This is a genomic window from Leptospira bourretii (genome assembly GCF_004770145.1).
In the GTDB taxonomy this organism is placed as follows: Bacteria; Spirochaetota; Leptospiria; order Leptospirales; family Leptospiraceae; genus Leptospira_A; species Leptospira_A bourretii.
This window is the reverse complement of the sequence record NZ_RQFW01000005.1, coordinates 452,182-479,130: the sequence shown is the minus strand read 5'-3', so window position 1 is coordinate 479,130 and position 26,949 is coordinate 452,182. Positions and strand designations below refer to the sequence as shown.

Annotated in this window: 26 protein-coding genes, 3 tRNA genes and 1 pseudogene; 19 read left to right on the top strand and 11 right to left on the bottom strand. The window is 38.8% G+C overall.

Features of this window, described 5'->3' with window-relative positions; translation table 11 throughout:
• The first annotated feature begins 42 nt into the window (after positions 1-42).
• The 4 genes from EHQ47_RS03865 to EHQ47_RS03850 all read left to right on the top strand — a co-directional run bounded on the left by EHQ47_RS03865 (position 43) and on the right by EHQ47_RS03850 (position 4,009).
• Positions 43-1,608 carry a methyl-accepting chemotaxis protein gene (locus EHQ47_RS03865; protein ID WP_135776579.1) on the top strand — a complete coding sequence of 522 codons (1,566 nt, stop codon included), beginning with the start codon at positions 43-45 and terminating at the stop codon, positions 1,606-1,608.
• Positions 1,609-1,822: 214 nt separating this feature from the next.
• Positions 1,823-2,533, top strand: a complete 711-nt coding sequence (locus EHQ47_RS03860; protein WP_135776578.1) for a hypothetical protein — start codon at positions 1,823-1,825, stop codon at positions 2,531-2,533.
• A 177-nt stretch (positions 2,534-2,710) separates the two neighbouring features.
• Positions 2,711-2,947 (top strand): hypothetical protein, encoded by a 237-nt coding sequence (locus EHQ47_RS03855; protein ID WP_244290206.1) that lies wholly within the window; start codon positions 2,711-2,713, stop codon positions 2,945-2,947.
• 30 nt (positions 2,948-2,977) lie between these two features.
• Positions 2,978-4,009: a hypothetical protein gene (locus EHQ47_RS03850; RefSeq protein WP_135776678.1), complete on the top strand. Its 1,032-nt coding sequence runs from the start codon at positions 2,978-2,980 to the stop codon at positions 4,007-4,009.
• 82 nt (positions 4,010-4,091) lie between these two features.
• On the opposite strand, the gene EHQ47_RS03845 is transcribed toward EHQ47_RS03850, so the two are convergent.
• From EHQ47_RS03845 to EHQ47_RS03830, 4 genes are all read right to left on the bottom strand, one after another.
• Positions 4,092-4,586, bottom strand: a complete 495-nt coding sequence (locus tag EHQ47_RS03845) for a group II truncated hemoglobin (RefSeq protein WP_244290205.1) — start codon at positions 4,584-4,586, stop codon at positions 4,092-4,094.
• A 306-nt stretch (positions 4,587-4,892) separates the two neighbouring features.
• A complete protein-coding gene (locus tag EHQ47_RS03840) occupies positions 4,893-5,468 on the bottom strand; it encodes a hypothetical protein (protein ID WP_135776577.1) in 576 nt (191 codons plus the stop codon).
• A gap of 15 nt (positions 5,469-5,483) precedes the next feature.
• Entirely contained in the window at positions 5,484-5,684 is a 201-nt protein-coding gene (locus EHQ47_RS03835) for a hypothetical protein (RefSeq protein WP_135749906.1), read from the bottom strand.
• Between the two features lie 171 nt (positions 5,685-5,855).
• A complete protein-coding gene (locus EHQ47_RS03830) occupies positions 5,856-6,908 on the bottom strand; it encodes an SIR2 family protein (protein ID WP_135747014.1) in 1,053 nt (350 codons plus the stop codon).
• A gap of 426 nt (positions 6,909-7,334) precedes the next feature.
• On the opposite strand from EHQ47_RS03830, the gene EHQ47_RS03825 reads away from it, so the two are divergent.
• From EHQ47_RS03825 to EHQ47_RS03815, 3 genes are all read left to right on the top strand, one after another.
• Positions 7,335-7,931 carry a Crp/Fnr family transcriptional regulator gene (locus tag EHQ47_RS03825; protein WP_167483255.1) on the top strand — a complete coding sequence of 199 codons (597 nt, stop codon included), beginning with the start codon at positions 7,335-7,337 and terminating at the stop codon, positions 7,929-7,931.
• Positions 7,932-7,999: 68 nt separating this feature from the next.
• Positions 8,000-8,425, top strand: a complete 426-nt coding sequence (locus tag EHQ47_RS03820) for a hypothetical protein (protein WP_135747016.1) — start codon at positions 8,000-8,002, stop codon at positions 8,423-8,425.
• Positions 8,426-8,435: 10 nt separating this feature from the next.
• The gene (locus tag EHQ47_RS03815; protein ID WP_135747017.1) at positions 8,436-9,056 is read left to right on the top strand and encodes an SRPBCC family protein; all 621 of its coding nucleotides are present in this window, start codon (positions 8,436-8,438) and stop codon (positions 9,054-9,056) included.
• A 181-nt stretch (positions 9,057-9,237) separates the two neighbouring features.
• Here the strand turns inward: EHQ47_RS03815 and EHQ47_RS03810 are convergent, their stop codons facing one another.
• Positions 9,238-10,260 (bottom strand): rod shape-determining protein, encoded by a 1,023-nt coding sequence (locus EHQ47_RS03810; protein WP_002972591.1) that lies wholly within the window; start codon positions 10,258-10,260, stop codon positions 9,238-9,240.
• 144 nt (positions 10,261-10,404) lie between these two features.
• Between EHQ47_RS03810 and EHQ47_RS03805 the strand changes: the two genes are divergently transcribed.
• From EHQ47_RS03805 to EHQ47_RS03795, 3 genes are all read left to right on the top strand, one after another.
• Positions 10,405-12,006, top strand: coding sequence for a Ppx/GppA phosphatase family protein (locus tag EHQ47_RS03805; RefSeq protein WP_135776575.1), 1,602 nt, complete (start codon positions 10,405-10,407; stop codon positions 12,004-12,006).
• Positions 12,003-14,564, top strand: a complete 2,562-nt coding sequence (locus tag EHQ47_RS03800) for a SpoIIE family protein phosphatase (RefSeq protein WP_135776574.1) — start codon at positions 12,003-12,005, stop codon at positions 14,562-14,564. The genes EHQ47_RS03805 and EHQ47_RS03800 overlap by 4 nt, the downstream gene beginning before the upstream one ends.
• Positions 14,565-14,694: 130 nt before the next feature.
• A complete protein-coding gene (locus EHQ47_RS03795; RefSeq protein WP_135747020.1) occupies positions 14,695-15,912 on the top strand; it encodes an MFS transporter in 1,218 nt (405 codons plus the stop codon).
• A 97-nt stretch (positions 15,913-16,009) separates the two neighbouring features.
• Here EHQ47_RS03795 and EHQ47_RS03790 read toward each other — a convergent pair whose 3' ends face one another.
• Both EHQ47_RS03790 and bcp read right to left on the bottom strand, forming a co-directional pair.
• Positions 16,010-17,488 (bottom strand): leucyl aminopeptidase, encoded by a 1,479-nt coding sequence (locus EHQ47_RS03790; RefSeq protein ID WP_135747021.1) that lies wholly within the window; start codon positions 17,486-17,488, stop codon positions 16,010-16,012.
• Positions 17,485-17,958, bottom strand: a complete 474-nt coding sequence (gene bcp / locus EHQ47_RS03785) for a thioredoxin-dependent thiol peroxidase (RefSeq protein ID WP_135776573.1) — start codon at positions 17,956-17,958, stop codon at positions 17,485-17,487. Before bcp ends, EHQ47_RS03790 begins: the two co-directional genes overlap by 4 nt.
• A 78-nt stretch (positions 17,959-18,036) precedes the next feature.
• On the opposite strand from bcp, the gene EHQ47_RS03780 reads away from it, so the two are divergent.
• Together EHQ47_RS03780 and EHQ47_RS03775 are read left to right on the top strand one after the other, a co-directional pair.
• Positions 18,037-18,432: a hypothetical protein gene (locus EHQ47_RS03780; protein WP_135696541.1), complete on the top strand. Its 396-nt coding sequence runs from the start codon at positions 18,037-18,039 to the stop codon at positions 18,430-18,432.
• A 27-nt stretch (positions 18,433-18,459) separates the two neighbouring features.
• A complete protein-coding gene (locus EHQ47_RS03775; RefSeq protein ID WP_135776572.1) occupies positions 18,460-19,932 on the top strand; it encodes a potassium/proton antiporter in 1,473 nt (490 codons plus the stop codon).
• Positions 19,933-19,956: 24 nt separating this feature from the next.
• Here the strand turns inward: EHQ47_RS03775 and EHQ47_RS03770 are convergent, their stop codons facing one another.
• Both EHQ47_RS03770 and EHQ47_RS03765 read right to left on the bottom strand, forming a co-directional pair.
• A complete protein-coding gene (locus EHQ47_RS03770; protein WP_135776571.1) occupies positions 19,957-21,327 on the bottom strand; it encodes an APC family permease in 1,371 nt (456 codons plus the stop codon).
• A complete protein-coding gene (locus EHQ47_RS03765; protein ID WP_135635419.1) occupies positions 21,328-21,843 on the bottom strand; it encodes an LIC10415 family protein in 516 nt (171 codons plus the stop codon).
• A 222-nt stretch (positions 21,844-22,065) separates the two neighbouring features.
• On the opposite strand from EHQ47_RS03765, the pseudogene sppA reads away from it, so the two are divergent.
• The 7 genes and pseudogenes from sppA to EHQ47_RS03730 all read left to right on the top strand — a co-directional run.
• Positions 22,066-22,864: pseudogene (gene sppA / locus EHQ47_RS03760) on the top strand (signal peptide peptidase SppA); the annotation flags it as partial.
• Between the two features lie 115 nt (positions 22,865-22,979).
• Entirely contained in the window at positions 22,980-23,588 is a 609-nt protein-coding gene (locus EHQ47_RS03755; RefSeq protein ID WP_135747026.1) for a hypothetical protein, read from the top strand.
• Between the two features lies 1 nt (position 23,589).
• Positions 23,590-24,330 carry a 5'/3'-nucleotidase SurE gene (gene surE, locus EHQ47_RS03750; RefSeq protein ID WP_135776569.1) on the top strand — a complete coding sequence of 247 codons (741 nt, stop codon included), beginning with the start codon at positions 23,590-23,592 and terminating at the stop codon, positions 24,328-24,330.
• A 4-nt stretch (positions 24,331-24,334) separates the two neighbouring features.
• Complete coding sequence (locus EHQ47_RS03745) at positions 24,335-25,006, top strand: tetratricopeptide repeat protein (RefSeq protein ID WP_135776568.1); 672 nt, start codon at positions 24,335-24,337, stop codon at positions 25,004-25,006.
• A gap of 59 nt (positions 25,007-25,065) precedes the next feature.
• Positions 25,066-25,137, top strand: a tRNA-Pro gene (locus EHQ47_RS03740).
• Positions 25,138-25,154: 17 nt separating this feature from the next.
• A tRNA-Arg gene (locus EHQ47_RS03735) sits at positions 25,155-25,228 on the top strand.
• An 18-nt stretch (positions 25,229-25,246) separates the two neighbouring features.
• A tRNA-His gene (locus EHQ47_RS03730) sits at positions 25,247-25,318 on the top strand.
• Positions 25,319-25,736: 418 nt separating this feature from the next.
• On the opposite strand, the gene EHQ47_RS03725 is transcribed toward EHQ47_RS03730, so the two are convergent.
• A complete protein-coding gene (locus EHQ47_RS03725; protein WP_135747029.1) occupies positions 25,737-26,204 on the bottom strand; it encodes a DUF2798 domain-containing protein in 468 nt (155 codons plus the stop codon).
• 273 nt (positions 26,205-26,477) lie between these two features.
• Positions 26,478-26,786 (bottom strand): DJ-1/PfpI family protein, encoded by a 309-nt coding sequence (locus EHQ47_RS03720; RefSeq protein WP_244290228.1) that lies wholly within the window; start codon positions 26,784-26,786, stop codon positions 26,478-26,480.
• Positions 26,787-26,949 lie beyond the last annotated feature (163 nt).

Genomic DNA, 26,949 nt, shown 5'->3' with positions numbered 1-26,949 from the left:
ATTCAATATAAAATTTCGTCGACTATATCGGAGATTTTACTTATGTCATCTGTTACTGGTAACTACTTAGAAAAAGGAAGTATGATTGCGAACACGATTCGTATTTCTTTTGCGATTGTGATGTTATCAATCAATATTTTCTTTATGGTGGCGATACCCACAACGGAAAAGACCATGAGTCTTATACTTTCTGCTTTAGAATTTGTGGTTTTATCATATGGCGTTTATACTTTCTGGCTCTACAAAAAGAAAAGATTTTATTTAAAATTTGCTTACATATCTATTTTGCTCGATATCGTTATCTACTCGAGTGTTTTTGCCATCGTTGTAATTATGTCAAAAACTCCAGCGGAAAAGGTCTCCATTGCAACACTTCCATTCGTAATGTTGGTTCTGCTTTTTGTCGTTATTTATTCCGGTTTTTTATTATCTTATCGATTAACAATGGCGGTCGGATACATTGCAATTTCTAGTTTGCTTCTATACGTTTACTTAGGAGTAATAGGAGGCGCGGAAATCAAATTCATTGCAACATCCGCGGGCGAATTTGGAATTCCTTTTATCGGAATCAATACAGTCGCTTTGATCTGCGGTGTTCATATGATGAGTGCTGTTGTCAAATTTATGTCGAATTCTAGTAATGAGGCAACAAAATCCGCTGAAGAGGCGAGACAAAAATCAGAAGCCGCAAATCTTACAAAACAAAACATACAGTCCGAGGCAGAGACCTTGAACAAAAGTGTCCAAGAAATGATAACATTTATGGATTCTTTAAATTCTGAAATCCAAACACAAGTTTCGAGTGTAGAAGAAATCAGTGCTTCGATGGAAGAACTTGCAGCATCTATGGACAGTGCCAGCGATTTTGTAAAATCACAGTTTACAAGAATAGATGGCTTAAACCAAGAAAGTGCGGTCATGGATAAAATTTTATACGAAGTTTATTCAGCGACAACTAATTTGGCGCAGACCACGGATGAATCCAAACAGTATAGTTTGCAAGTCACTACCGCTATGGATTCAGTGAGTTCCAACTTTGAAGAAATCAAAGAAAGTTTTCAAAAAGTGGAAGAAGTGAATCAAATTTTAAGAGACATTGCTGATCGCACCAACTTGCTTGCATTAAATGCTTCTATTGAAGCTGCTAGAGCAGGTGAACATGGCAGAGGGTTTGCCGTTGTTGCGCAAGAAGTTGCAAAACTTGCTGATAGTGCGCAAGAAAATGCGTCCTTAATTTCGAAAATCATCACACAAGCTGCCAAATTGATTGTGAACGGAAATACGGCGGCAACGGAAACAAAAGAAAAAATGGGAATTCAGGATAGAAGTTTTGGAATTCTTGTTTCAAACCTTTCGGATTTAAAAACCAAAGTCGAAAAACAAACATCCATTCATAAATCATTTTTGGATTCATTTCAGGAATTGTTCTCACTTTCCAAACAATTGGAGGTAGTGGCATCAGAGCAGAAAATGGGAACACAAGAAATGTCAAGAGCGCTGGTATCCATTGAACAATCTGCCTCTTCGCTTGCTTCCAATACTTCCCACTTACGTGAAAATGTGGATGGACTTTCAAAACAATCAGAACGATTGGCAAAACACATTTAAGAAAAGATTCTATCAATGTTGCTCTGCACATGGTCTCTCAAAACCATTTGGTAGAAACATGGGTTTAGTTATTTTTGAGTGAAAGACTTGAGAACTTCATTAAAAACCTAATTGATTGACTCCTAATTCCGGTCCCAGGACGACGATTTGGAAGATTCATTATAATATAGTAACTTGTTTTAACTGAAAATAAATCAAAGGTTGCTTAAGATATATGATTCAAAAAGTATTTCGCTATACCGGAATTTTTTTATTTCTTTCGAGTGTGTTTCAATGTAATCCGGAACAATCAAACAATTCAAATATTTTTGATTCCTTACTGACGAGTGTTAGTTTGATGCAATCACAAAATAGTCTCAATCGTACAGGATTGGTTTCAACCAGAGAAATCAACATAGGGTTATCTCCGATCAATCTGTCCAATGATACGATTCCATCTGACGGTCACAATTCCATTCGTCTGATTGGAGATGGGTTCATAGAAGGAGGTGGATTGTTGGTCTATGTGAGAGAAAAAATGATTGAAGAAGAGATTGATTTGTCAGTTGGCCAGCCTCAAATCCCAAAGGCACCTCTTTCTCTAGAAAACGGTATTCCTAAATTCCATACGATTCCGGGCAAAAAATACGAAGCCATTCTGGACTTCTACGTAGATGGTGTTAATAACACCGAAATCGATGGTATATTCGTCTATTTGCCTTTTACAGCTACTGGAAACGATCAAATCGAGTTTTTCGTTTCAGGAACCGAAGGAGTCGGAATGTTTGTCAACGGAAGATCCATTGTTAAAAACGTTTCCTTCTTCACACCTGTCGGTAATAATCTTGGTTTGGACAATCCACAAGAAAGAGAGTTCGCAAGGAAATCGAATTATGCAAGATATGGTGGTAATAATTATGTAGTTGAATATTTATATAATCCATAAATATTTTATTATATAAATTGGAATCGATGAATTTTATGAATAGGATACTTCGTTCATTAACTATTTATGAAATAGAAATAGTGATTGTTTCGAAATAAAAAATATTGTTCATTTTGTATAAGAACACAAAACACGAATGTCTTTCAGTGAGGAGAGCCAATCATGAAAAAAATCTTAATGACTTTAATATTCACTACTGCTTTTGCGCTAGTTACTTTTAGAGTCTATACTGCTGTACCGGCAGATATGGCAAAAGAAGTTTACATTCCTTTTGATCCAAACAAAAAGAAAGTGGGAGAGGAGTGTAAATCTTCCGACGAATGCCAAAAGCACCATGAGTGCACAAATAATGGTGAAAAAAATGTCTGCACGGCTCCACCTCCACCAAAGTTACCACCGGGAGCTGTGACTTAACATTAGGAAAAAGTGGGAACCAAGGGATCTATGCATTTAGTTTTGCCTAAAGTTTCCCGCTTCGATTTTGGCTTTATCTTCGGGATCACCATGCTTGCTTGTACGATGGCGGGTGTCACGGTGGTCTGGCCTTTACTTTTTATACCCATGTTAACCATTCATAGTTGGCTTTTTGGGTATGAACATCTATGGTCTACTTACACCAGGCTTTTGTTTCACACTGAGGATCGCAAACATTACAAAGCACTCATTTGGATAGTGCCACCACTTGTATTTTTCTTACTGTTGACCATTGGTAAAACTTGGGGACTCAAAGGAATTTACCTTACTTACTTTATTGGACAGTTTTTCCATACCGTTCGACAGAGTTGGGGAATCACACAAGCTTACCGTCGTCAGGCGGGTGGTATGAGTTGGGATTCAGAACGATTGTCTGAATGGACTTTGTGGTCGATTCCAATCTGGGGGCTTCTTCATCGCTCTGCAGAGAGGCCGAATGAATTTTTGTTTCAAGAATTTTGGCTTCCTCCTGTCCCATGGTTTGTTGTACATGTGGTTGGTATCGTCACGATCACACTCTGGTTGTATTGGGCCTACACTCGATTCACTGCGTTTCGCCGCAATGAATTGGCCTTCGGTCATACTTTGTTTATGATTTCCCATTTGATTGTTTTTTATCTGGGATATCTTTGGATTGAAGAATTGTGTTCCGGTTGGTTACTTGTCAACGTTTGGCATAATGTTCAATACATTTTCTATGTTTGGATTTATAACCAGAAACGATTTGTTATTGGAATTGATCAGAAGGCAAAAGTTTTGTCCTGGCTTTCCCAAAGGGGACTTGGACATACCATCCTGTATTTTATCTTCACGATCGCGCTAGCTTTACCCATGTATTACCTACTTCCCGAGATCGGGTTTACATTGGATGGAATCTTCCAAAACCAACTGGTTCCCATGGCCGTTGTTTTGGCCATGTCATTTACCTTTCATCATTACATTGTCGATGGTGTGATCTGGAAACGTCGTCATCTACAAACCATTTCTCACTATGCATTGTGAGAAATGTTAGTGCTCTAAATAATTTACTTTGCGTAGAACAATCGTTTGTTTGTGAAATCTCGCCAAGTCAAACTTTTTAGTTTTAATTTGGGTTATAAGGTCCACCTGTTTCGCCCCAACCCCACTTAGGCATTGGTTCGCTCGTAGCCATTGGATTTTCGGTAAGTTGGGAATTAATCACTGCTAGGCGTGTTCCCCATTCAATATAACCAACAAATGCAGAGCGAAATTCCGGGTCGTTTTTTAAACCAACTTCATCGGCTGTTTGTAATAATAAATGAACCCAACGTTGTCTTTTCTCTTCTGTGAGCATTTTTCCAATGTGGTGTCCAATCATATTGGAATGGCTGCCCTTGTCCAGGTCCGTATACAATTTTTCGCCACCAAAAACTTCAGCCACAAAATGTGCTACGTGTTGTACATGCTCCGGCGACATATTTTTAAACACATCACCTAGTAAGTCGTCTTTGAGAACTTTTTCATAAAATTTACTAAATAACATTTCAAAGGTCGCCATGTCGCCTGCCCATTCGAAAAGTGTCGGGATGTTTTTCTGATTAGATATGTTTTCGCTCAAAGTTGGCTCCTTTGGGTCATTTTCGATTCTGTCCGCCTATTTAATATTTGGTTGTCCACCAATCCGTCTACGATTAAATCATTTAAGTTCTGAATTTAAAATTCCAACTTCTTCAAAACCGAATACGTAATTGGCTTTTCCGTTTGTCTACTAAGGTGTTTTTGAAGGTGGGCACCTCGCAATCGTTAGATTATCTATGAATTTTCCTTCTTAAGCGACCGGGCTTTCCGTTCCAATTTTTTCGCTTTCGCGAAAAGGATTTCCACTGCAATCCCTGGTGCGGGGGAATTAAATATTAAAAATCAATCAGTCTCCTGTAATAGGGTGATCGTTTTCACTTAGGAATTCTTTATTTGGATTCGTACTTAGAGCGACAATTACCAATTCTAAGATTTGTGAATTCAGTTGTCTGTATTGAAAATTATACATGATTAAATCTCTGAAAATTCCATATCTAGGATTTGAGTCATTGATTCTTTTTCGTTCATCAAACACGAGATTGATGAGTAAAGTGTAGGCGAAAGATTCATTGAGGAATTTTATATTTGGAAAACTAATTAGTAAATCGTCTTCGATTGGTTTTTTCAGTTGGATAGGTTTTCTTCTAAAGACCCAATAAGATGTGTAAGCTGCCACTTTTTGAGGTTGGGCCTTCTCAATATCATGGAAGTCTTTTAAGCGAACTAAATCAGCAAAATAATCTATCACTGCTTCTTCAATGAGTTCGTCACTTACAAAGAAATAATCATCAAAGTTAATTTCATGGTCTTTACAAATACGATTCAGAAAATCAATTGCTCTATCGCGTATAAAAACAAATCTATTTAGTATTTTTTCTTCGCCGAAATTCTCAATTAAATATTCATAGTCTGCTTCAGGCATGCGAAGGAGTAGGTTCTATTTTTTTTTATTGATTAAATGAGCAAAATCATCTGAATCGAGGTAAGCTTTGTAATTTTCCGACGCCTTTTCTAATGGAAAATCTTCCGATTGATTAGGTAGGGTATTCTTTTTGATAACTCCAGATTTAATCCGTTGGATAAAGCGTTCCCCTGCCTTTAGAGACTCAGGACTTGCATCTTTAAGAATATCGGTCATATTGTAATTATTTGACAAAGTTGCCTTCTCTCAAGCACTAAAAATCTTTTGTCTTTCCCCTAGATTTCAAATAATAGAATGCCCCAATTTGAAAGTACAGCAAAAATGAGACATAGTTCGAATTTTTTTTGATAAGATAACTCCAGAAGTTCAATGGCTTTTACAGAAGTTTTAAAACCCCAATTCCTTAATAAACTCCATCGCATCCATATCCATAAACTCAATTTTATTGTTATTGGTCTCGGAAAAGAATATTCCTTTAAATCGATTTTCTACATCAGCCTTGGATTCGTTTTGGCCTAGCTTTCTTACAATTTTAATTTCTTTATTTGATATGTTTGCATCTCGTAACATGTATTCTGTGATCACATCTGATTCCGGTAGACTATAGCCGATGATAAAAATTCGTTTCGAATTCTCCAACAGTGACTGAGAAATATGCCAGAGTCTTTGGATGGATTTATTTTCGTATTTTTTTCCGATGAGTGGTGGAATGATGTATGGGTAATAGGAAAACTTTTCTCTGTAATAACCTTGAAAATGATTGTTCCAATAATTGCTTACATCTTTTGGGGAAAAATAAATCCGTTTGTCAGATACATCATAAAATGCATCCTTTTCCATTTGCCAATTTAGTGATCCATGTAACTTTAAATACTTGAGTTGATTGGCTTTTGGTTCTACCCAAGGAATTTGTCGATCAAGCCCTAGCATATAAAAGTCCATACAATAACCTGTAAGCGGATTCCATTTCAAATCGGCTAAAACTTGTTCCAATATTAAATCATAATTAAACGTAATGATGGAATCTCCGCGCTCATTTAGTTTTGATATCCATTGTTGTAGCAATGGGAAGTGAGTTGAACATTTTATGGTAGAAGACTCAACTTTTAAAACATTGGCTACTAGTCCAATAAGATCGAGATAGATTTCGCTATTTTTTAAAGTGTTGCCAGTGATATTTTTGAGAGGGTCATTTAATAGAAATGTCGCTAAGTTTTCAAAGTTGATATTTTCTGAATCGGAAAACATTCTGGAGATCAATTCTTTGAGTGCCCCGTAACTTTCTGGATGATGAAATTTCTCAATTCCTTTTTTTACTAAAGTTTCTGTCAAAGGGAATAACTCTGCTGCAAACGAATAACTAAACCCTGCCCCGAGAATATAAGTGTCCATTAGATACGGATTTTCGGCGAATGGATCTAAAGGAATCGCAAAGCTCAATTTCTCTTCCTCATTGGTTTTCCTTTTTCTTTATCTTTTTTATGCCAATTCGTGCTTGAGCCCAACCAATCGGTCTCATCCCATCAAACTGTATATTATATGTTTGGTTTTGATAATTTAAGAATTCGCTATTTTTTTCACTCATTCCGATTCAGGCAATCCTTTCACAATATATATCGAAACAAACATGCATAGAAATGTTTAAAATATTGAAATGAGGTTCCATCCACGCGCCCCGGATAGAAGCGGAAATCCTTTGCGTAAGCAAAGATTGGAGCGGATAGCCGGAAATGTGCGCCCCAGAAAAATAGACCTTACAATAATTCATTTACTTCAGGAACCAATTTATATAAAGTTGCATCGAATGTATCTGATTTATATTGGTGAGATATTTCAAATCAATAGTGTTATTCATGGTGAATTTGTTTGAATATACCGAATCATTTATTTCAATTCATCAATAATTTATGTCCTCTTCCTGAAGCAGTATTGATTGAATTGGTATCCAGAAGTAGAAAAGTTGAATTAGATAAATTTGATTACTTTGTGAAAGAGGGCGAAATTTCTCGCGAAATTGGATTTTTAGAAAAGGGTCTCGTTCGAGCTTTTTATACCAATGATGATGGAAGGGAATACAACAAAACTTTTATTGCATCACCGAATTTCATTGGTTCGTTTGCATCTATTATCACAGGTTTGCCTAACAAACTTCCACAACAAGCTCTAACGAAATGCATCGTATGGAAGATTTCAACGATCGATCTAGATCGACTTACGGATAAGTATCCAGAAGTAGAAAGACTACGCCGTCGAATGGCGGAATATTTGTTCTTACGAAACGAAAAAAGAGAATTAGAAATGGCTTTATTAGAAGCACAAGACAGATATTTAATTCTGTTAGATGAATTTCCTGGTATAGAAACTCTAGTTCCACAATATCATATTGCCACTTACTTGGGCATCAGTCCTACACAATTGAGTCGGATCAGAAAGAAATTAGCAAAAAAAGTGCCGAATCGTTAAAATTTTGCAATTCCTTTACCTATGTAAATGACTAACTTTCAATTTTGTTCTAACCTAATCGGATGAACATGAATGTAAAAGAGTTTAGTTATAAAAAATACCCAGTGCTCACTGGAATCTTTATTGTTGCGGCAATTTGGAATTTGATCGGCGCTTGCTTTGGGTATTTTAACACGGCCTTTACCTTTCAAAATTTTTTTCACAGAGAACTCGTCGATCCACTTTATCACGATATATACCAAGGTGCCTGGGGTACTACGTTAACTTATTTTGTTGGATACTTAATTGTAGCTTACAATCCAGTAAAACATACAGGAATCGTGATCGTGGGAGGAATTGGGAAAATTGGCTTTGCTCTGAAACTACTGCAGTTCTATCTTTCAGGCTTTGCAGATCCAGTTGTATTTATCGTGATCATTGGTGATATCATTTTTGTCGCATTGTTCATCTATTACTTTATGGTTCTGAAGTTCAATAAGGAAGAGATTCTTTAATTGTAACCATATGAAAATCTTTTCTGTTCTTTTATTCTTTATTATACTAATGATAGGAAAGAACATTTATGCTGAACCAAGCAGTTCCTGGAAACTGATTAAAAATAGCGATGGAATCCAAATTGAATCGAGAAAAGAAGCAGGAAGTGAGTATCACTCTTTCCAAGCATCGATAATCCTCAAAACGAATTTGGATACCATTTTGAGTGTTTTGAAAAAAGTAGACCAGTATCCAGATTGGTTTGCTTTTACAAAAGCAGCATTTTTGATCCGTCAATCGAGAAATGAGCAAACAGTCTTTTTAGAAACTAATTTTCCTTGGCCCTATCAAAATGAATTCATGGAATATCGTATGGTTTTTTTACATGAACGTGATGGAAGAATCAAAGTTACGATCGATGGAATCAGTAAGCCGACTGACCGAAAAGAGGGATTATTCCCTCTCAAAAAAGCATCAGGATCTATCACACTGTATCCTCATCCATCTGAAACCAAAACTGAAACTAAGTTCGTCTATTTTTTTCATTCTGAACCAAGGCAGGAAATACCTACTTGGCTTATCAATCCCATGATTCATGAGATGCCTTTTCAGACTTTGTTGGCTTTGCAAAAACGGGTCACTAAAGATTAAAGAATCGGTTCATTTCAAATAGAAACTTGAGTCAGGAAATTTTCCGAAATGTGGAGTGTTTTATGGAATCATTTCTGGAATCTATAGCTTTTTGAAATCCGTACGCATTACGCGAAACAGGTAGGTCCAAAAAAAAGGGAACCGAAGTACCCTTTTTTTCACCTAATCATGTAACCGATGTTTATCGGATTCCTGGTTTGATGTATTTGAGTTCGTCGAGATAACGTCCTGTTCCAAGTACCACACAAGTCAGTGGGTTTTCGGCACGGAAGACCGGAACTCCTGTTTCTTTGGTGAGGTAGTGTTCGAGACCACGAAGGAGGCAACCACCACCAGTGAGAACGATTCCTCGTTCTACGATGTCGGCGGCAAGTTCTGGTGGAGTTCTTTCCAATACGGATTTGATTCCGTCTAGGATTTCGTCTGTTGGTTCTTTGAGAGCTTTACGAATTTCGTTAGAATCTAGTTCGAGAGTGCGTGGAAGACCAGAGATGGCGTCACGGCCTTTTACTTCCATCGTATCCACACGTTTGTCTGCGAAGGCATTTCCAATTGTGAGTTTGATGTCCTCGGCAGTTCTTTCTCCGACGACTAGGTTGTATTGGTTACGAAGGTATTTGACAATGGCTTCATCAAATTCGTCACCACCAGTGCGGATGGATTCGGCAATTACCATACCACCAAGAGAGATCACAGCGATTTCTGTGGTTCCCCCGCCGATATCAACGATCATGTTTCCTGCTGGTTCATGGATTGGGATGTTGGCACCAATGGCAGCAGCAAGTGCTTCTTCGATAAGGAAGATTTCGCGAGCCCCTGCTTGTTCAGCAGACTCACGAACGGCACGTCGTTCTACTTCGGTGATTCCAGAAGGAACTCCGATGACGATGCGCGGTTTTACAAATGTAGTGCGGTTGTGAACTTTAGCGATGAAGTAACGAATCATCTTTTCTACAGTTTCGAAGTCGGCGATCACCCCGTCTTTCATTGGGCGAATGGCAACGATATCACCAGGAGTTCTTCCTAGCATTCGTTTTGCTTCTTGTCCTACTGCAAGGACTCGACCAGTAGAGGCTTGGACTGCCACGACCGACGGTTCTGATAAGACAATTCCTTGCCCTTTCACATGCACGAGGGTGTTCGCGGTTCCCAAATCGATTCCCATATCGTTCGAGAAAAGTCCATAGAGGTTATCAAATATCATATCAGATCCTGGTGAAAGAAGTACGAAAGGGGGAATTTACGGTGGGTTCACACCAAAACAATAGAATTCTACCCGTTCCCCATAATTTTCGGCTGGTTTTTGCTTTCAACCGTAAAAATTTTCGATAGGCTAGTTAGATACAAAATGCTTCCTTTCTCACAAATCTTACGAAAACCAAACCAGGCATTTCGCACGGAAAAGATCCTCGCTGCCATTGATTTGGGCACAAATTCTTTCCACATCGTTGTCGTAAAACTAAGACCGGATGGTACACTCGAATACCTAACCAAAGAAAAGGAATCGGTGAGACTCGGGAGTGGTAGCAGTGATTATGCGGTCATCCAGGACGATGCAATGGAACGGGGACTTGCTTGCCTCAAACGATTTCGTAGCCTAGCCGATTCTTACCACGCTGAAATCCGAGCCGTAGCCACCAGTGCCCTTAGGGAAGCAGAGAACCGCCAAGTATTTCTCGATCGAGTCGAAAAAGAAACTGGAATCCAAATCCAAGTGGTATCGGGAAATGAGGAAGCAAGGCTGATTTATCTCGGTATCTTGCAAGGCCTTCCCGTCTTTGAAAGACGAATCCTACTCATTGACATTGGGGGAGGGAGTACAGAACTCCTTGTGGGGGAAAGAGGAGAGATTCTTTTTTCCACCAGTTTGAAACTAGGGGCCATCCGGTTAACAGAAAAGTATTTAAAGAAAGATCCCATCAGTCCCACAGACATCCAAAAATGTCGGATTCATATTGAATCGGTTTTATCTGCCTTTTTACCTCAGATAGAAACTTGGAAACCCTTTATGGTAGTGGGCAGTTCAGGAACCATCTCCTCTGTGGCGTCTATGGTTTTAGAAAAAAAGATGGAAAAAAGGGACAGATTGAACGGAACAGAAATCCCAATTGATCTTTTTAAGGAAGCCCGCAAACAAGTATTAGATGCTGATAGTTTGAAAAAACGACTCAAAATTCCGGGCCTTGATGCCAAAAGGGGGGACATCATTGTTGGAGGGGTTTTGGTTTTGGATGAAGTATTACAAAGGATCAAAGCTCCTTCTTTTACGGTGAGTGAGTTTGCCCTCAGGGAAGGGATTGTTTATGACACAATTGAATCTTGGTTTCGTCATAAAGATTCTTCCCTTCCTCCTTTGGATAATATTCGCGAAAAGGCAATCAAAACTGTTGCGAATCTTTATCCTGCAGGAAAAAAACATGCGGCAGCCGTGGTAAATATCACCTTGCAAATGTTCGACGACCTAAAGGATTTACATGGACTTGGCAATTTAGAACGAGACTATTTAGAGACTGCTTGTTATTTGCACCAAGTGGGACTTTGTATTTCTCACCACAACTATCACAAACATAGTTATTATATCATTCGAAACTCAGAGGCAATGGTAGGTTTTTCTAACTCGGAAATTGAAATCATCGCTCTCATTGCTCGTTACCATAGAAAGGGTGGGCCCAAAGGAAAACATGAGGAGTTCAAGGCCTTGAGACCCGATGACCAACTCCTAGTGAAAAAATTAGCAGCCTTCCTTCGCATTGGGGACGGGCTTGACCGGTCTGAAAAATCCATCATAGAAAGGCTGGATGCAGTGGTAGAACGAGGAAAAGTTCTTTGTAGGTTATACCACCAAAAAGGAACAGATCCTAATTTGGAAATTTGGTCCGTAACAGAAAAAAAAGATCTATTTGAAGAAACCTATGGTGTATCTTTAGAGTTTCAAACCTTTATTATATGAAATTTTATTTAAGATTATACGTTTTTCTTTTTCTCCTATTTCCTTTTTCCCTCTTTGCTTTGCCAATTGATCTGACAAAAAATTGGAATGTCAAAAAGGGTTGGTGGGAGTTTGAAACTCCCATCGGAGTTTCTTGGATTCCATTGGAAACCTTACCTCTTGTTTCCATCAAATCCCAATTGGAATTTCCTGATGGTGAGTTACAACAAATCACAATGGTAAAACCATTTCTGTTGTCCGAAATTGATTTTAAAGAAACGGATGCGGATCTTTTTGCCTTACACATCCCTTATTTAAACAATGTGTACAAAGTGTACATAAATGGGAGGATTGTGGATGAAAGTGGGATTATCGAAAACGGACATATCATACGAAGTGGATACAAACGAAATATTCTTATCAAACTTTCTCGGAATTTGCTAAAAGTCGGTAAAAATGAAATCCGAGTCCTTCTCGCATCCGAACCGGGCGAAGAACTTAATTTTTACAAAGTATTTAATGATTATATTACATCTATCGATCGTTATACGATTCTTGAAAAAGTAGAAGATGAATATATTACATTTATGCTTTTGTTTTTATATTTTTTTGTAGGGATTTATCATGCATTGTTTTATTGGAAACGAAAGAATGAAGAGTATAATCTTTACTTTGCATTGTTTGCCGTTTTTTTATCGGTTTATATGTATTTCAGGTCCCAGGCCATTTATGTTTGGGATGTAGATCCATTTACAGTCACAAAAGTAGAATACTTTGTGGTATTTCTCACTCCACCGTGGCTTTTGTTATTCGTTGATACTTTTTTTCGAAAACGAATCAGCCTCATCACTAAAGGATATTTTGTTTTTAGTCTAGTTCTTGCAATGGTTCAGATCTTTGTCAACCGGGCAAACTCTGTGATGCTGTTACGTGTTTGGCAAGGATCTGCTTTAGCATTCAGTGTTGTTTTGTTTTACATCACCATTCGTGCAGTTTTTAAGAATAATAAGGACGCCAAAAGATTGTTAGTTGGAATTCTTTTTTTGGTATTTACTGCCATTTGGGATATTTTAGGTGCTTCCGGTATGATTCCGATTCAAAACTTAAATTTGTCTCGGTTTGGATTTTTATTTTTCGTTTTAGGGATTGCTGTTGTTTTGGCCAACCGGTTTTTACGAGTCCACAAACAAGTAGAGGAATTAAACTCTAACTTAGAAAGAAAGGTAGTCGAAAGGACAAACGAATTACAAGAAACTCTCACTCGTGTTCAAGAATTAAAAGTCCAACAAGATGGAGATTATTTTTTAACATCACTCCTTCTGGATCCACTAAACGATTCCAAAAAATCCCATTCGGCAATGATTGGAATCCAATCGTACACCAAACAAAAAAAGGAATTTGAATTCAAAGGAAAAACCAAAGAGATCGGTGGAGACCTTATCATTTGTGATGATATAGTTCTTAACGGTAAAAAATACTTTGTGTTTATCAACGGAGATGCGATGGGTAAATCCATCCAAGGTGCTGGCGGCGCACTTGTGTTAGGTGTTGTTTTTTTATCGTTTATCAAACGAACACAAGTGGTTTTAGAAAGTCAGTCCAAATCTCCAGAACGATGGATCAAAGAATGTTTTTTTGAACTCCAAACTATTTTTGAATCCTTTGATGGATCTATGCTTGTTTCCGTTGTCCTTGGACTTGTGGAAGAGGAAACAGGTGTACTTTATTATCTCAACGCAGAACATCCTTGGACTGTTTTGTATCGGGATGGGGTTGCCTCTTTTATCGAAGACGAGTTGGAACTTCGTAAAATAGGAACCAAAGGGATGGCAGGTGAAGTTCGGGTTAGGGTTTTTGTATTAGAACAAGGAGATGTCATTTTTATTGGTTCGGATGGTCGAGATGATTTGATTTTAGAAAGTGGAGCTGATGGGACACGTGTGATGAACGAGGATGAAACTAAGTTTTTACAAGTGGTAGGTGAATCCCAAGGTGAGTTAGAACAAATTGTCCAAAATCTCCAAACGATTGGTAGTTTTTCTGATGACTTAACTTTACTGAGACTTGAGTGGAGGGGTTTTGCCAAAAGAGTCGGCGCATCTTCACTATCCTCCATTAGCCCAGACCATTTTTTATATTCCGAACTCCAATCCGTATTAGAATCCGGAAATGCAGAAGAAACCTATCATACCATTGAACGAATGTTAGTAAGTGAGAGTTTGGAAGATGACGTGCGTATCAATTTGTTACGGGAAAAATCCAGAATTTCTTTATTGTTAAAAAGATTTGATTCAGCTGTGGAATCTTTGGAGTCCATTTTTCCCTATTTTGTGACTGATAATGAAATTTTATTACAATTGAGTTATGCATATCGTAAGTCAAAAAATATCCGTAAGGCGGTCGAAATTGGGGAAAGACTTCGGGCAAGAGATCCAAAACATATCCGAAATCTGATTAACTTGATCGAATGTTATAGGCTTCAGAAAAATGAAGATCGGGCAAAAAAGATTCTTTCAAAACTTGGTTCCATAGCGCCAGAGAATCCCCAATATTTGAAACTAAAGGAAACTTTCGGCTAAAGAAAGTTTGATGATCGGTTTACGAATTTTTTTTCGTAAATCAAAATTTTCCTCCTTGGCGGCCTTAAAATGTCCGCATTGATTAGTAGAATCATTCGTATATTTAGAAATATCTGGAAAGGGAAATAGAATGGATTTTAAGTTCAGCGCGTATCACGTCTTTGTAGTCGGTTTACTTGCTTTTTTGCAATTTACTGTGGTTCTTGATTTTATGATTCTATCTCCCCTGGGAGTTCTCGTCATGGAAAAATTACAAATTTCAACCCAACAGTTTGGATTTGTAGTATCTGCGTATGCATTTAGTGCAGGGATTTCCGGTATTTTTGCAGCAGGTTTTGCCGATCGATTTGACCGCAAAAAATTATTATTATTCTTTTATGTTGGATTTGTGGTCGCCACCTTTCTATGCGGAATTGCAACGAATTACATACTTTTATTTGGTGCACGAATTTTAACGGGAATTTTTGCAGGAGTTCTTTCCTCTATTTCCTTTGCGATTGTTGCCGACTTATTTCCACTCCAAGTGAGAGGACGGGTGATGGGATTCATTATGACAGCATTTGCGGCAAGCCAAGTGTTTGGACTTCCCATTGGGATTTATATTTCCAATTTATGGGGATGGCAATCTCCATTTTTGATGATCGCTGGTATTAGTGGAATTGTAGGATTCGTTATTTTCTCTTTTTTGAAGCCACTCACAACTCATCTTGATCACAAAACAGATCTACATGCATTCCATCACTTAGTGAAAACATTAACCCAAACAAAATATATGCCAGCATTTCTTGCGACCACCTTACTTGCAACAGGTGGGTTTATGTTAATGCCTTTTGGATCAGCATTTTCTGTCCACAATCTTGGGGTTAAACTAGAAGATTTACCTTTGGTTTATATGGTAACAGGAGTTGTGTCAATGTTAGGTGGCCCATTGATGGGTAGACTGAGTGATGCCATTGGAAAATACAATATGTTTGTGATTGCGTCCATCCTTGCTGCAGGTATCATCATCTATTACACAAAAATGGAAATCACTCCATTGCCAATTGTGATTTTTGTGAATTCCATTCTTTTTGTTTTTGTTGCGGCACGAATGATTTCTGCCAATGCATTGACATCTGCAGTTCCCGAATTACATGACCGTGGTGCCTTTATGGCAATCAGTTCTTCTATTCAACAAATTTCTGGCGGAATTGCTGCTTCTGTTGCGGGCCTCATTGTGATCCAAACTTCTAGCGGTTATATGGAAAGATATGATATTCTAGGTTATGTGGTTGCCACAGCCATTGTGCTCACAGTAATCCTCATGTACAATGTGAACCAAATTGTTTTGAAAAAACATACAAAATAATCATTCAGAATGGTTCTGTAAAAAGGTAAAAGTTTGATTTGATTTGAAAGGCGGGAAAGATTCTCCCGCCTTTTTTATATACTCAATCTGAGGTTGGTTATTTTTTAGATAGTTCGTTTGCTAAATCCACTAACAAACGTACGCCGTAACCAGTTGGTCCGTGGAATTGGGTTCCTGATTTTTTCTTTCTCCAAGCGGCACCGGCAATGTCGATGTGAGCCCAATTGATGGACTCATCCACAAACTTAGAAAGAAAAATTCCAGCAGAAATGGTTCCTGCCCCTTTCCCTCCACCAGTGATGTTTTTTAAATCAGCAATGTCCGATTTTAAATCTTCTCCATATTCCTCCCAAAGAGGAAGTTCCCAAACACGGTCATCTGAAGTTTCAGAAGCAGTGAAGAGGGCTTCTCGGAGTGGATCCGAATTGGTGAGGATGGCGGCGGCTTCATGGCCAAGTGCAATGATCACAGCTCCCGTAAGTGTTGCTAAATCCACCATATAGTCTGGTTTGTAATTTTTAGAAACATAGGACAATACATCACCGAGCACAAGTCTTCCTTCTGCATCCGTGTTTTGCACTTCCACAGTGGTTCCATTGTATGCGGTGTACACATCTCCCGGTTTGATGGCTTTTCCATCTGGCATATTTTCTGCCACACCAATGGCTGCGACTATATGAATCGGAAGTTCGAGAGCGGCAATGGCACCAATCGCGTGTATGGTGGCAGCGGCCCCACACATATCATATTTCATTTCATGCATTTCACCTGGAGGTTTGAGTGAAATTCCACCGGTATCAAAGGTTAATCCCTTTCCTACAATGGCGAATTTCTTTTTGGCTTTGGTCGGTTTGTATTCTAAAATTACCATCTTGCCATTGAGCTCTGATCCACGAGCTACTGCCAAAATCCCACCAAGACCTTCTTTTTTCAATTGTGGTTCATCCCAAACTTTAACAGAGAGTTTGTATTCCTTTGCAATTTCTTTGGAACGAGAAACAAAATCATCAGGTGTAAAATAGTTTGCAGGAAGATGAGCTATATGACGAGCACCATTCACGTGTTTGGCGACTATTTTACTTTTAGATAATCCCGATTCTGCAAGACTTGTGACTGATTTATCTTCGAACTTTAAGTAAACTGCACCCACTTTCTTTTTTTCTTTTTTCTTAGTTTGTAAAACGGAAACAGGATAACTTCCGATAAAAAGTGTATTGGCAATTTGATAAGCGATACGATCCGCAGAGAACTTTTTGGAAAGGGATTTAGAGATGATAATCTCAAGACCCATTCCATCATAATTTAGAATTTTTTCTCCATACTTAAAAAAATGGGATATAAACTTTCTAAAGTTAAGTTTTTCTTTCTCACCTAATCCAAGATAGATGGTTTGTTCTGTTTCATCACGAAATTCTTTTCCAAGTTCACCAGAAAAAACTTTGGTTTCGATTTGGACCGGGAATTTTTTCCCGAGTTCTTCTTTGACATCCTCTTGGAAGATGGGGATGAGTTTGTAATAAGTACCAGATTTAGGCGAACCGATTTGGATTTGGAGCGGAGAAGTTTCTATTTTCATTTCCCTTGGATTTCCTGAATGTCTTTGATGATTTCTTCAACGTGTCCTTTTACCTTCACGCTGTCATAGATTTTTTTGATTTTAAGAGAACTATCGAGTAGGAAGCTGGATCTTACGATTCCCATCCCCTTACGGCCCATAAAAACCTTTTCTCTCCAAACACCATAAGCTTCACAAATTTCGCCCGATTCATCGGAGATGAGATCAAAATTGAGGTTTTGTTTTTCGATGAACTTGGTATGCGACTTGGGATTGTCTTTGGAGATTCCCACTACATTGAATCCGAATTTTTTCAGTCGGGCAAAATTGTCACGGAAGTCACAAGCTTCTGTTGTACATCCCGGTGTCATATCTCTGGGATAAAAATAAACAACGATTCCATTTTTTCCTGTTAGGTCTGCGAGTTTTACTTTTTCGCCATTTTGGTTGATACTCGTAAAATTGGGGGCTTTTTTCCCTACTTCCAACATAAATTTCTCTCCTGGTAAATGCATTCTTTTAGACAATTTTCAGTTGTCAATTTAGGAATTTAGTTCGATACTCTTTGTATGGACTCCAAGGAAAGAGCAGCACTGATTCGAGAAGCTAATACCGCTTTCAATGCAGGTGATATCCGTAAAGCACGTGAGCTCTTTCTCAAAACCGATTATAAAGATGGCCTCATTCGTTTGGGTGATCATTTTATGTACGATCGGAAACTTCCTATGTTGGCCTTTGGATACTATAAAAAGGCGGGCAGGCAGGACAAAGTGGACGAAATTTTCCAACGTATGGTCTACGCACTTTCTGTCTGGCTTGGTCGTGACAAATGGAAATTTCCTGGGCAAACAAACCAAACGGATCCGTCGGGCGACAAACCTTCTCGTCCCCTAAATCCTGATGACTTTGTAGTGCATCCCATTCTAAAAGCAAAGGCTCTAGAAATACTTTCTTCGAATCGATAGTCCTTTCGATTCGTCTAAGGAATAAACATGATAGACAGTTTTACCTTACAAGCTCTTGTTATCTCTACTCTTATTTTATTCTCTATTTTATCGAGTAAACTATTCTTCCGTTTTGGGTTTCCCATCTTACTTATTTTTTTAACCTTTGGTATGTTAGCTGGTGCTGACGGTCCAGGGAGAATCGATTTTAGTGATTATGGTTTAGCACAATCGATTGGGATTTTTGCCCTTATTTATATTTTGTTTTTGGGTGGTCTTGAAAGTGAATGGGATAGTTTAAAAAACTTCTTATCGGTCGGTATTCGGTTGTCAATTGTGGGAACCATTCTGACTGCACTGATTTTAGGTGTACTCATCCACTATTTATTCCCAGTTCTTGGTTTTATGGAATCGTTTTTACTTGGTTCCATTGTGAGTGCCACAGATGCTGCCTCGGTATTTAATATCTTCAAAACGGGATCTTCTGATTTACCAGTTCATTTAAAAAAAATCATAGAATTTGAGTCTGGTTCAAACGATGCGGTGGGTGTACTTTTAACAACCATCTTTATGAACCTCATCACAGCTGATGCTAGTTTTAGTGGGTTCCAATTCTTTCGGTTTTTTGTCATGCAGGTTCTTGTTGGATCAATGATGGGATACAGTTTGGGGATCCTCATTCTGTATTTAATGAACTCCGTCAAACTGGGATATGATGGTCTTTATTTAGTTTTTATCACTGCTTCTGTTCCTTTTATTTATGCAGTCACTACTGTGTTCCAAGGGAATGGATTTTTGGCAGTCTACATTGCCGGGATCATTGTTGGCCGCAACAAATTCATACATAAAAAATCCATCTTTCGTTTCTTAAACGGATATGTTTGGATCTTACAAATTGGTATGTTCCTTTGTTTTGGACTTCTTGTGTATCCTTCACGGATGGTTAATATTTGGGTACCGGGACTTCTCATTGGGGTATTACTCATTCTTTTTGCAAGACCAGTGGCAGTGTTTATTTCGCTATTCCGTGTGAAGTTGCCTGTCAAAGAAAAGTTATTTATTTCTTGGGTGGGCTTACGTGGTGCCTCACCGATCATCCTAGCGACGTTTCCAATTGCCCAAGGATTGGTTTGGGGAGATTTACTTTTTCATATTGTGTTTTTTGTGGTTCTTGTTTCCCTTCTCGTACAAGGTTCTCTAATCCCTCGTGTGGCGCAGTGGTTAGGAATTTTAAAAAAGGATCCTGATCGTAAAATATATCATCCTACAGACTTTGATAACATTGAGTTTCCAGGGATGACATTACAAGAGTTGATCGTTCCATATAACTCAAGTGTGGTGGACAAAGCTTTGTTTGAAATCAAACTCCCAGAACAGTCACATATCCTTCTCATTGCCCGGGGAGAACAATTTTTGATTCCATCGGGAAATACACAAGTGAGAGGTGGAGATGTGATTTGGGTGTTGGCAAAAGACGATGTGATGCCAATTATCGGCAAAACGTTTATGGCTATTGCTTAAATGCCAGCTTAGTTATTTGAGTGATTACTTTTTAGCTTCGGCCATTTTTTTATCCAATCGAAATCCATAATAAACGGGAAGGGCAATGAGAGTGATCATGAGTCCCCACCCGGCAGTGATTGGTTTTTCAATAAAGAGAATGGCCATCACCGCAATATTGGCAAAAATATAAAGAAAAATGGGCAAAGGATAAAAAGGAATTTTATAATCCGATTTCATTCCCATCTTTTCAAACCGAAAGGGCGTGGCTGCCGTAAGGCATGACAAAATTAAAATAGAACAAGTGATCATGTAAAGTAGGGCTTCAATTTCTTTTACAAACAAAAATAGAATCGCCACGAAACCTTGAAAAAAAATAGAAACATAAGGGCTGTGCCATTTGGGATGGACTTTGGAAAAAGAGGGAAGAAACACTCCATCTCTTGCCATCGCAAAATAAACTCGACTTCCTCCAATCAGAATTGCCGACATGGAACCCAAAATCACCCAAGCAATAAAACTTGTTGTTAAAATTGAATAGTTTGAACCAAATAACTTCTGAAAGGCGATTGCCCCAATCCCATCTTGGCCAGCTAACTCTTCAATGGGAGCCGAGATCACAAACAGCAAATTGATCACAAAATAAAGCCCAGCCACAAGAAAACATGCAGTGATAGCGGAACGAACAATCGTTTTTTCTGGGTTTTTTACCTCTTCCGCAATATAGGTAATCATATTCCATCCCAAATAAGAGAAAGACACGGGAACAATCCCAATCAAAACTTTGGAGTAAAAAGAAAGTTCCATTAGGTTTGGAAAAGGAGAGTTGAATAAATAAAACCAATTTGTGTTTCCAATCGAAAACCCAAGTGCCAAAAAGAGAAGTAGGCCAGTAATCTTTAGAACAGCGAAAACATTTTGTACACGCACTGCTGACTTAATTCCAAAGTAGTTGAGCGTACTAAAAAATAAAATTGGTAAAACACCAATGAAGGTGATGGAACTAACTTGTAAATCCAAACCTAACAAAGTATATGTGGGAGATTCCCAAACAGGAAGTTCTGGAAATAAAATCTGAACATACTTACCGAAGGCGAGAGCAAGTACCGATACACAAGCAGAGAAATTAGTGAGTAGGGAAGACCAACCACTCATAAAAGCAATGGCTGGAGAGTAAGCAACTTTTAGATAAACATAATCTCCTCCAGCGAATGGGAGGAGGCGAGCTGCATAAGCGTAGGTAATGGAACCAGAAAGGGCCAAAATTCCGCCTACAATCCAACAGAATAGGACAATCCAGAGGTTTCCGGTTTCTTTGATCAAATACCCAGAGGTGAAAAAGATTCCCGACCCCACCATAGAGGAGAAGAGAACGGAGATGGAATCAAAAGTATTGAGGCTACGTTTTAATTCCAATTAATTGCCGAGAAGTCGTTTCACCATTGTTTCAGAAATTGGTTTCATAGAAGAAGCAGACAAAGTTCCGATTTTACCTTTGAACTCTTCTGGGTTTAACATCATTCCAAGAGAAAAGATATTTTCGCTCTCAACTTCCTTTTTCTTTAGTTCCGCAAGGAGACTGGAAATATTACCTTTGCTGTTTTCTAAAATTTCCGGTTTGGTTACTTTTCCTTCACCTAACTCTGGGAATAGTGGTTCTCCTTCAAAAAGAAGTTCTTTGAGTTTGTCTTCTTCTTGTGAGTTATCTTCCAAAAGGCCAATCCGAGATTGTTCTTTGGAAAGTTGTTTTTGCAATTCCGTGAGCCTTGATTGGATATTGTGGTACTGAACAGGAAGGCTGACAACAAAGTCGGATTTTTCCTCTGACTTTTGTACAGGAACTCCTGATTTTCCAGAGACATCTTTACTGTCCTTTTTGTCCTGGATTAGTTTTTCGGCTGAGTTGAGGAGACGATTGAGACGAACATCCATGTCCTACCTTCCTTGGTAAAGGCCTTATGTCTCGGCGGTGCCTGGACATAAATCCTGTGACTACCTGTCTAATTTTCGGTTAGCCCGTACAAGGAAAATAAACTTTTTCTAAAAAAAAGTAAAGAATTATTAAAGTTGACTCGAGTTTTTGCAAGGTTTTGCTTGTGGGAGTTTATGGAAAGAAACCAATTTCTTCTCTTTCTCTCCTTTTTGTTCTCCACCATTGCCACAATTCTCGGAATTGCCATCTTGGTATCTGGATCAAGCCTTGCCCGTTTCTCTAGTGGGACCGGTGGTGGTCTTTTCCAAGCCAGTGAAATTGGTGCTGTCGTCATACCGATCGTAGGTGAGATCCACTCTGGGGAATCCACATTTGACTCTACGGGTGCTGATACCGTTTTACGCCAATTACGTGAATTGGAAGAAGATGGAAATATCAAAGGAATCCTAGTCGAAATCAATTCCCCAGGTGGAACGGTCGCTGCTTCCCAAGAAATTTTCAACGAACTCCTTCATTTGCGTAAAACCAAAAAGATTGTGGTGAGTATGAAAGATGTGGCTGCCTCCGGTGGTTATTATATCGCCGCAGCTTCCGATTATATTTTTGCTCAGAACGGAACCATTACAGGCTCCATTGGCGTCATCTCGTTTGCACCTAACGTAAAAGGGCTTTTGGATCGTTATGGAGTAGGTGTCCGCACTTACAAAGCAGGGAAATACAAAGATATGTATTCTCCATTTCGTGATTCTACAAACGAAGAAGATGATATGATTGGAAAACAGTTACAAGACACCTATCGTAAGTTTGTGGAAGATGTTGCCAAAGGAAGAAACAAAACGGTTAAATCCATCGAAGAGTTAGCTGAAGGAAAAATCTATTCCGGAGAAGATGCATTCCGTAACAAACTTGTGGATGACATTGGTGGAAGACGCGAAGCTCATAAAAAACTTTCTGAACTTTGCCAATACGATGGTCTCATTCCACTTTTTGAACAAGAGATCTCTCCCTTTGATCGTTTTTTACAATCGATTGGTGTAAGCTTTTTTGGAGACAATTCTCATGTATCCAAAATTAGATCTCTCATCCAATCTCAAGTTTTGGTCATCTTACCAACAGCACTTGGAAAATTAATGTTATGAGAGATTTTTTCTTCGATTTAGTGGATGTATTAGAATTGGTATTTTTGGATCCCCTTCGGTATTCGGAGGAGGTCCAAGAGATCCCTTTTGCAGCAAGTCCTGTGTCCAGTTGGATGTTTTCCATCCTTTCCGCCTTATCTTTGTCAGTGGGAATGAGTATACTTTCTGCTCCATACACCATTTCTACTTTGTCGTTTTTGTTTTTTGGTTTTATCGCCAATTTGTTTTTGTTTCGATTTTTTCCTTTTTTTTATTCACTAGTGGCTGACTATTATGTACAAAAAAAGGGAAGGACACCGAAACTTTTATTTTTGATCCTCTTTGCAAGACACTCCGTCGTACTTTTTTTGTTATTTGCTCCTGTTTGTATTGTATTTCATGCATTGGGACTTTCGGGGCTTGGGTCAGGGCTTTTTTTACTCCTCAGTTTTATTTTGCTCTATAGCCTGGTAGTTTCTCGTGGTTTAAAGTCCATCTACGAACTAAGGAATCGTGATTCGCTTCGGTTTTCGTTTTATGCACTTGGACTTACCATCATCTTTCCTTTCCTTATGAATTTATATACGGCAACGAGTATCCTCCAATCGATTTCGGGCGGTTTTTAATTTGAATTTACTCATTACCAATGACGACGGAATTTCTTCCGCCGGAATCAAAGCCTTAGAACGTGTTCTTGGCAAATCGTATCAAACCTATCTGATTGCACCTTTGAAAGAACGTTCTGTGACATCAATGGCGCTCACCATCTTCCAAGGGATGCGAGTGGAACGAATCAATAACAACCATTATATTGCTGACGGCTTTCCTGCTGATTGTGTGAACATTGGATTGTATGCAGAGATTTTTCCGAAAATTCACTTTGTGATCTCTGGGATCAACCGTGGTGTGAATATGGGGTATGATGTCCATTATTCAGGAACTGTTGGTGCAGCCAAACATGGAGCCCTTCATGGGATTCCATCTCTTGCCGTGAGTTCTGGTCGGATTGATCCAGACGATGGTTATGAGAAAGAAGCAGAACTAGTTTTGTTGTTTTTGGAAAAATACAAATCGCAGATTCAGTCCGGCGAAGTATGGAATTTAAATTTTCCTCCCGAAATTTCTGGTTCAGGCACATTAAACGAAGTTGTGTTTGCTCGTCTTGGTCGTCGTCGTTACTCTGAAAAATATGAAAAAAAACAAATCATTGAAGGTGTCAGCGAATTTCAGTTAAATGGAAGTTTGCTTGGACATGATGAAGAAACAGGAACTGATTTTGAAGCCTATTACCAAGGAAAACTTCCTGTCACACCGATTCAATTGGATCTAACGGAAATGATTCGATTAAAGGAACTACAATCTAAGTAAACTAATGGCTGAAGAAACAGACTACCTCGGTTACATGAACAAGGGCAATTATGCCATGGCACTGAACCTTTTGGATCAGGCCTTACTCCAAAATCCAGAAGATCCCATCCTTTTGTATAATTTTGCTTTATGTTGTTTTCAGACTAAAAACTTTAAAAAATCGATTCAGGTTTTGGATCGGATCCTTAGCGAATATCCAGGGTTCATTGAACTGGATAATGCGTACCGCCTGAAGGTATTTGCCCTTGTGGAATTAAAAGACTGGGAAACAGCCGAATCCATCATCAAAGAAAGATTACAAGTGGCAGTGGATGACCCAAAACTTTTGTCTTTTTTGGCCCACGTTTATGAATACACACATCGGTTGGAAGAAGCCATCGATATCCATAGAAGGATTTTAAGGCATACTCCCGATTACAAAAACAGTTTGAACTCTCTTGGTTACCTACTGGCTTTGAAAAAAAAGCCAAACTCCGAGGAACGTGCGGAAGCCATTCGCTCCTTAAAAAAAGCTCTGGAACTCGATCCTAACAACCCAGCCTATTTGGATTCCTTTGGTTATTTTTTGCAAACCATTGGAAAACCAGAGGAAGCTTGGAAAGCCTATCGCAAAGCCTTACAAAAGAACCCAAACCATCCCATCCTCTTAGAAAGATTGAAGAACCTAAAGAAATAAATCTCCGTTTTGTTGACACAGTCCCTAAGCCAAAAACACTGGTGTTTCAAGGACTTTCTCGGGATGTAGCGCAGTGGTAGCGCATCTGTTTTGGGTACAGAGGGTCGCAGGTTCAAATCCTGTCATCCCGAATCAGTTGGTTCTATCTGACCCGGTAGCTCAGCTGGATAGAGCAACTGCCTTCTAAGCAGTTGGTCGGGGGTTCGAATCCCTCTCGGGTCGATGATTGTTCTAGAAACGGTGGATGTAGTTCAGCGGTAGAGCCCCGGTTTGTGGTACCGGTCGTCGCGGGTTCGAATCCCGTCATCCACCCATTAAATCGCCTTCGGCGATTCAAACTCCAAACAAATTAATATAGAAACCAAAAGATTGGGATTCGAACGATTTTGCGATAGAGTTCGAGTAGCCAATTTGGCAAGACACCTTGCCTAATTGGCGTTAAGCGAGAACGACCGAGCGCAAGGACGCGCGAGGGCTCGAAAAAGACGGCCTGGAACGAGTTCGACCTGGATGGGAGAACCGTGGAAGGCGAATCCCGTCATCCACCCACGTAAATTTCCCCTTCAGCGAATATACTATCTTAAAAATGGCATGGGCGCCTTGCGTTCGCCTGGCCCTCCATGGCCAGAGCTCCCGCTCGCACCCATTCATGGGTGCTGTGCAGCACCCATGCCATTTTTAAGATAGAGATCGAATTCAGTTGGGGAAATTGGTACAAATAAAGAGTAACTTAAGAAACAAGTTTTGATTTGCTAAATAGTTTTAAATGGATAGAGCGGACAATGGGGCCGACAACGATTAGCTGCGCAAGAAGTGCTACTGGATAATTTTTTACGACTGAACTGACGTAATGTTTGAGAAAATGATTTTCTGTTCCTATATTGATCAGGGTTGTGATGAGTGTCATGAGTAAACACATTGATGTAACCATAAGTAAAACCATGATTAATATATGTTTAAACTTGGGATCACTTGGAGAGACTAAAATCTTATGTAATTTCTTTACATTGTGACTTACCACTAATTGCTCTACGGCAAAGGCTATTAAAAAAATCGGAATAAACTGTTTAACAATCATTAGTAACGTATTGGTATGAAACCCAAAAATTAAAATGATGTTATATGATAACATAACCGTTACCATTCCAATTGTCATCATAGTAGAAAAAAATAATTCTTCTTTAAGTATTCGATTCAAGATCTCTCCTTCTCATTTTTTGGGGAAATGAAATCAGGAGCACTATTATTTTTATGGTCTATTTTGGCAATAGATTTCATCGGACAAGATACTAAGTATCTTTGTGCAAACATTTGCCACGAAAGGAACATAAATGAAATTTTATAAAAGATGAATTGGTGAAAAGACATCGGGTTATACCGTAACTCGTCGAACGAATTTTCTTACAACCTATCTCATTCTGGAATCCAATCGTATTCCATCCGTTTTGCTGTTCGAGTGACTACTTCCCATTCAATGAGTTGTCACATCTAATCCATCTAAAAATCCTATTTCTGCTAATAGAAAAGCACCCGTACAAATGGAAGCTAAATGCTTAACTTCTAAGTATTTTGCTTTGATCCAACTAAGAGTTGTTTGATTTTTGATTTCATACGCTTCGGCGCCGTATCCTCCAGGGACGATGAAAATATCCATCAGTGGACAATTTGCGTAGTCAAAGTTAGGTAAAACCATCAATCCGTTTCTTGCTTTAACGGACGAAAGGTTTTCTGCAACTAGAAATACATTACATGATTTTTTGTGATCGTTAGTTTCTGCGATAGAAAATACTTCGAAGGGTCCGGAAAGTCCATTACTTCCACTTCAGAGAAAATAAGAATTCCTATATGTAACATGGATATAAAGCCTATTTTTTTACTTTACATTATAAATAATTAATTTCTAATATGCGTCGTTTGTAACGAAACAAAATAAGTGATTCACT

What these genes read in the sequence shown, in the direction of transcription:
- EHQ47_RS03790 (WP_135747021.1), bottom strand. Translation starts at nt 17,488, where the DNA reads ATGAAAATAGAAACTTCTCCGCTCCAAATCCAAATCGGTTCGCCTAAA.
- EHQ47_RS03820 (WP_135747016.1), top strand. Translation starts at nt 8,000, where the DNA reads ATGAATGTAAAAGAGTTTAGTTATAAAAAATACCCAGTGCTCACTGGA.
- EHQ47_RS03780 (WP_135696541.1), top strand. Translation starts at nt 18,037, where the DNA reads ATGGACTCCAAGGAAAGAGCAGCACTGATTCGAGAAGCTAATACCGCT.
- EHQ47_RS03800 (WP_135776574.1), top strand. Translation starts at nt 12,003, where the DNA reads ATGAAATTTTATTTAAGATTATACGTTTTTCTTTTTCTCCTATTTCCT.
- EHQ47_RS03745 (WP_135776568.1), top strand. Translation starts at nt 24,335, where the DNA reads ATGGCTGAAGAAACAGACTACCTCGGTTACATGAACAAGGGCAATTAT.
- EHQ47_RS03815 (WP_135747017.1), top strand. Translation starts at nt 8,436, where the DNA reads ATGAAAATCTTTTCTGTTCTTTTATTCTTTATTATACTAATGATAGGA.
- EHQ47_RS03855 (WP_244290206.1), top strand. Translation starts at nt 2,711, where the DNA reads ATGACTTTAATATTCACTACTGCTTTTGCGCTAGTTACTTTTAGAGTC.
- bcp (WP_135776573.1), bottom strand. Translation starts at nt 17,958, where the DNA reads ATGTTGGAAGTAGGGAAAAAAGCCCCCAATTTTACGAGTATCAACCAA.
- EHQ47_RS03865 (WP_135776579.1), top strand. Translation starts at nt 43, where the DNA reads ATGTCATCTGTTACTGGTAACTACTTAGAAAAAGGAAGTATGATTGCG.
- EHQ47_RS03840 (WP_135776577.1), bottom strand. Translation starts at nt 5,468, where the DNA reads ATGCCTGAAGCAGACTATGAATATTTAATTGAGAATTTCGGCGAAGAA.
- EHQ47_RS03835 (WP_135749906.1), bottom strand. Translation starts at nt 5,684, where the DNA reads ATGACCGATATTCTTAAAGATGCAAGTCCTGAGTCTCTAAAGGCAGGG.
- EHQ47_RS03765 (WP_135635419.1), bottom strand. Translation starts at nt 21,843, where the DNA reads ATGGATGTTCGTCTCAATCGTCTCCTCAACTCAGCCGAAAAACTAATC.
- EHQ47_RS03860 (WP_135776578.1), top strand. Translation starts at nt 1,823, where the DNA reads ATGATTCAAAAAGTATTTCGCTATACCGGAATTTTTTTATTTCTTTCG.
- EHQ47_RS03810 (WP_002972591.1), bottom strand. Translation starts at nt 10,260, where the DNA reads ATGATATTTGATAACCTCTATGGACTTTTCTCGAACGATATGGGAATC.
- EHQ47_RS03755 (WP_135747026.1), top strand. Translation starts at nt 22,980, where the DNA reads ATGAGAGATTTTTTCTTCGATTTAGTGGATGTATTAGAATTGGTATTT.
- EHQ47_RS03795 (WP_135747020.1), top strand. Translation starts at nt 14,695, where the DNA reads ATGGATTTTAAGTTCAGCGCGTATCACGTCTTTGTAGTCGGTTTACTT.
- EHQ47_RS03775 (WP_135776572.1), top strand. Translation starts at nt 18,460, where the DNA reads ATGATAGACAGTTTTACCTTACAAGCTCTTGTTATCTCTACTCTTATT.
- EHQ47_RS03805 (WP_135776575.1), top strand. Translation starts at nt 10,405, where the DNA reads ATGCTTCCTTTCTCACAAATCTTACGAAAACCAAACCAGGCATTTCGC.
- EHQ47_RS03850 (WP_135776678.1), top strand. Translation starts at nt 2,978, where the DNA reads ATGCATTTAGTTTTGCCTAAAGTTTCCCGCTTCGATTTTGGCTTTATC.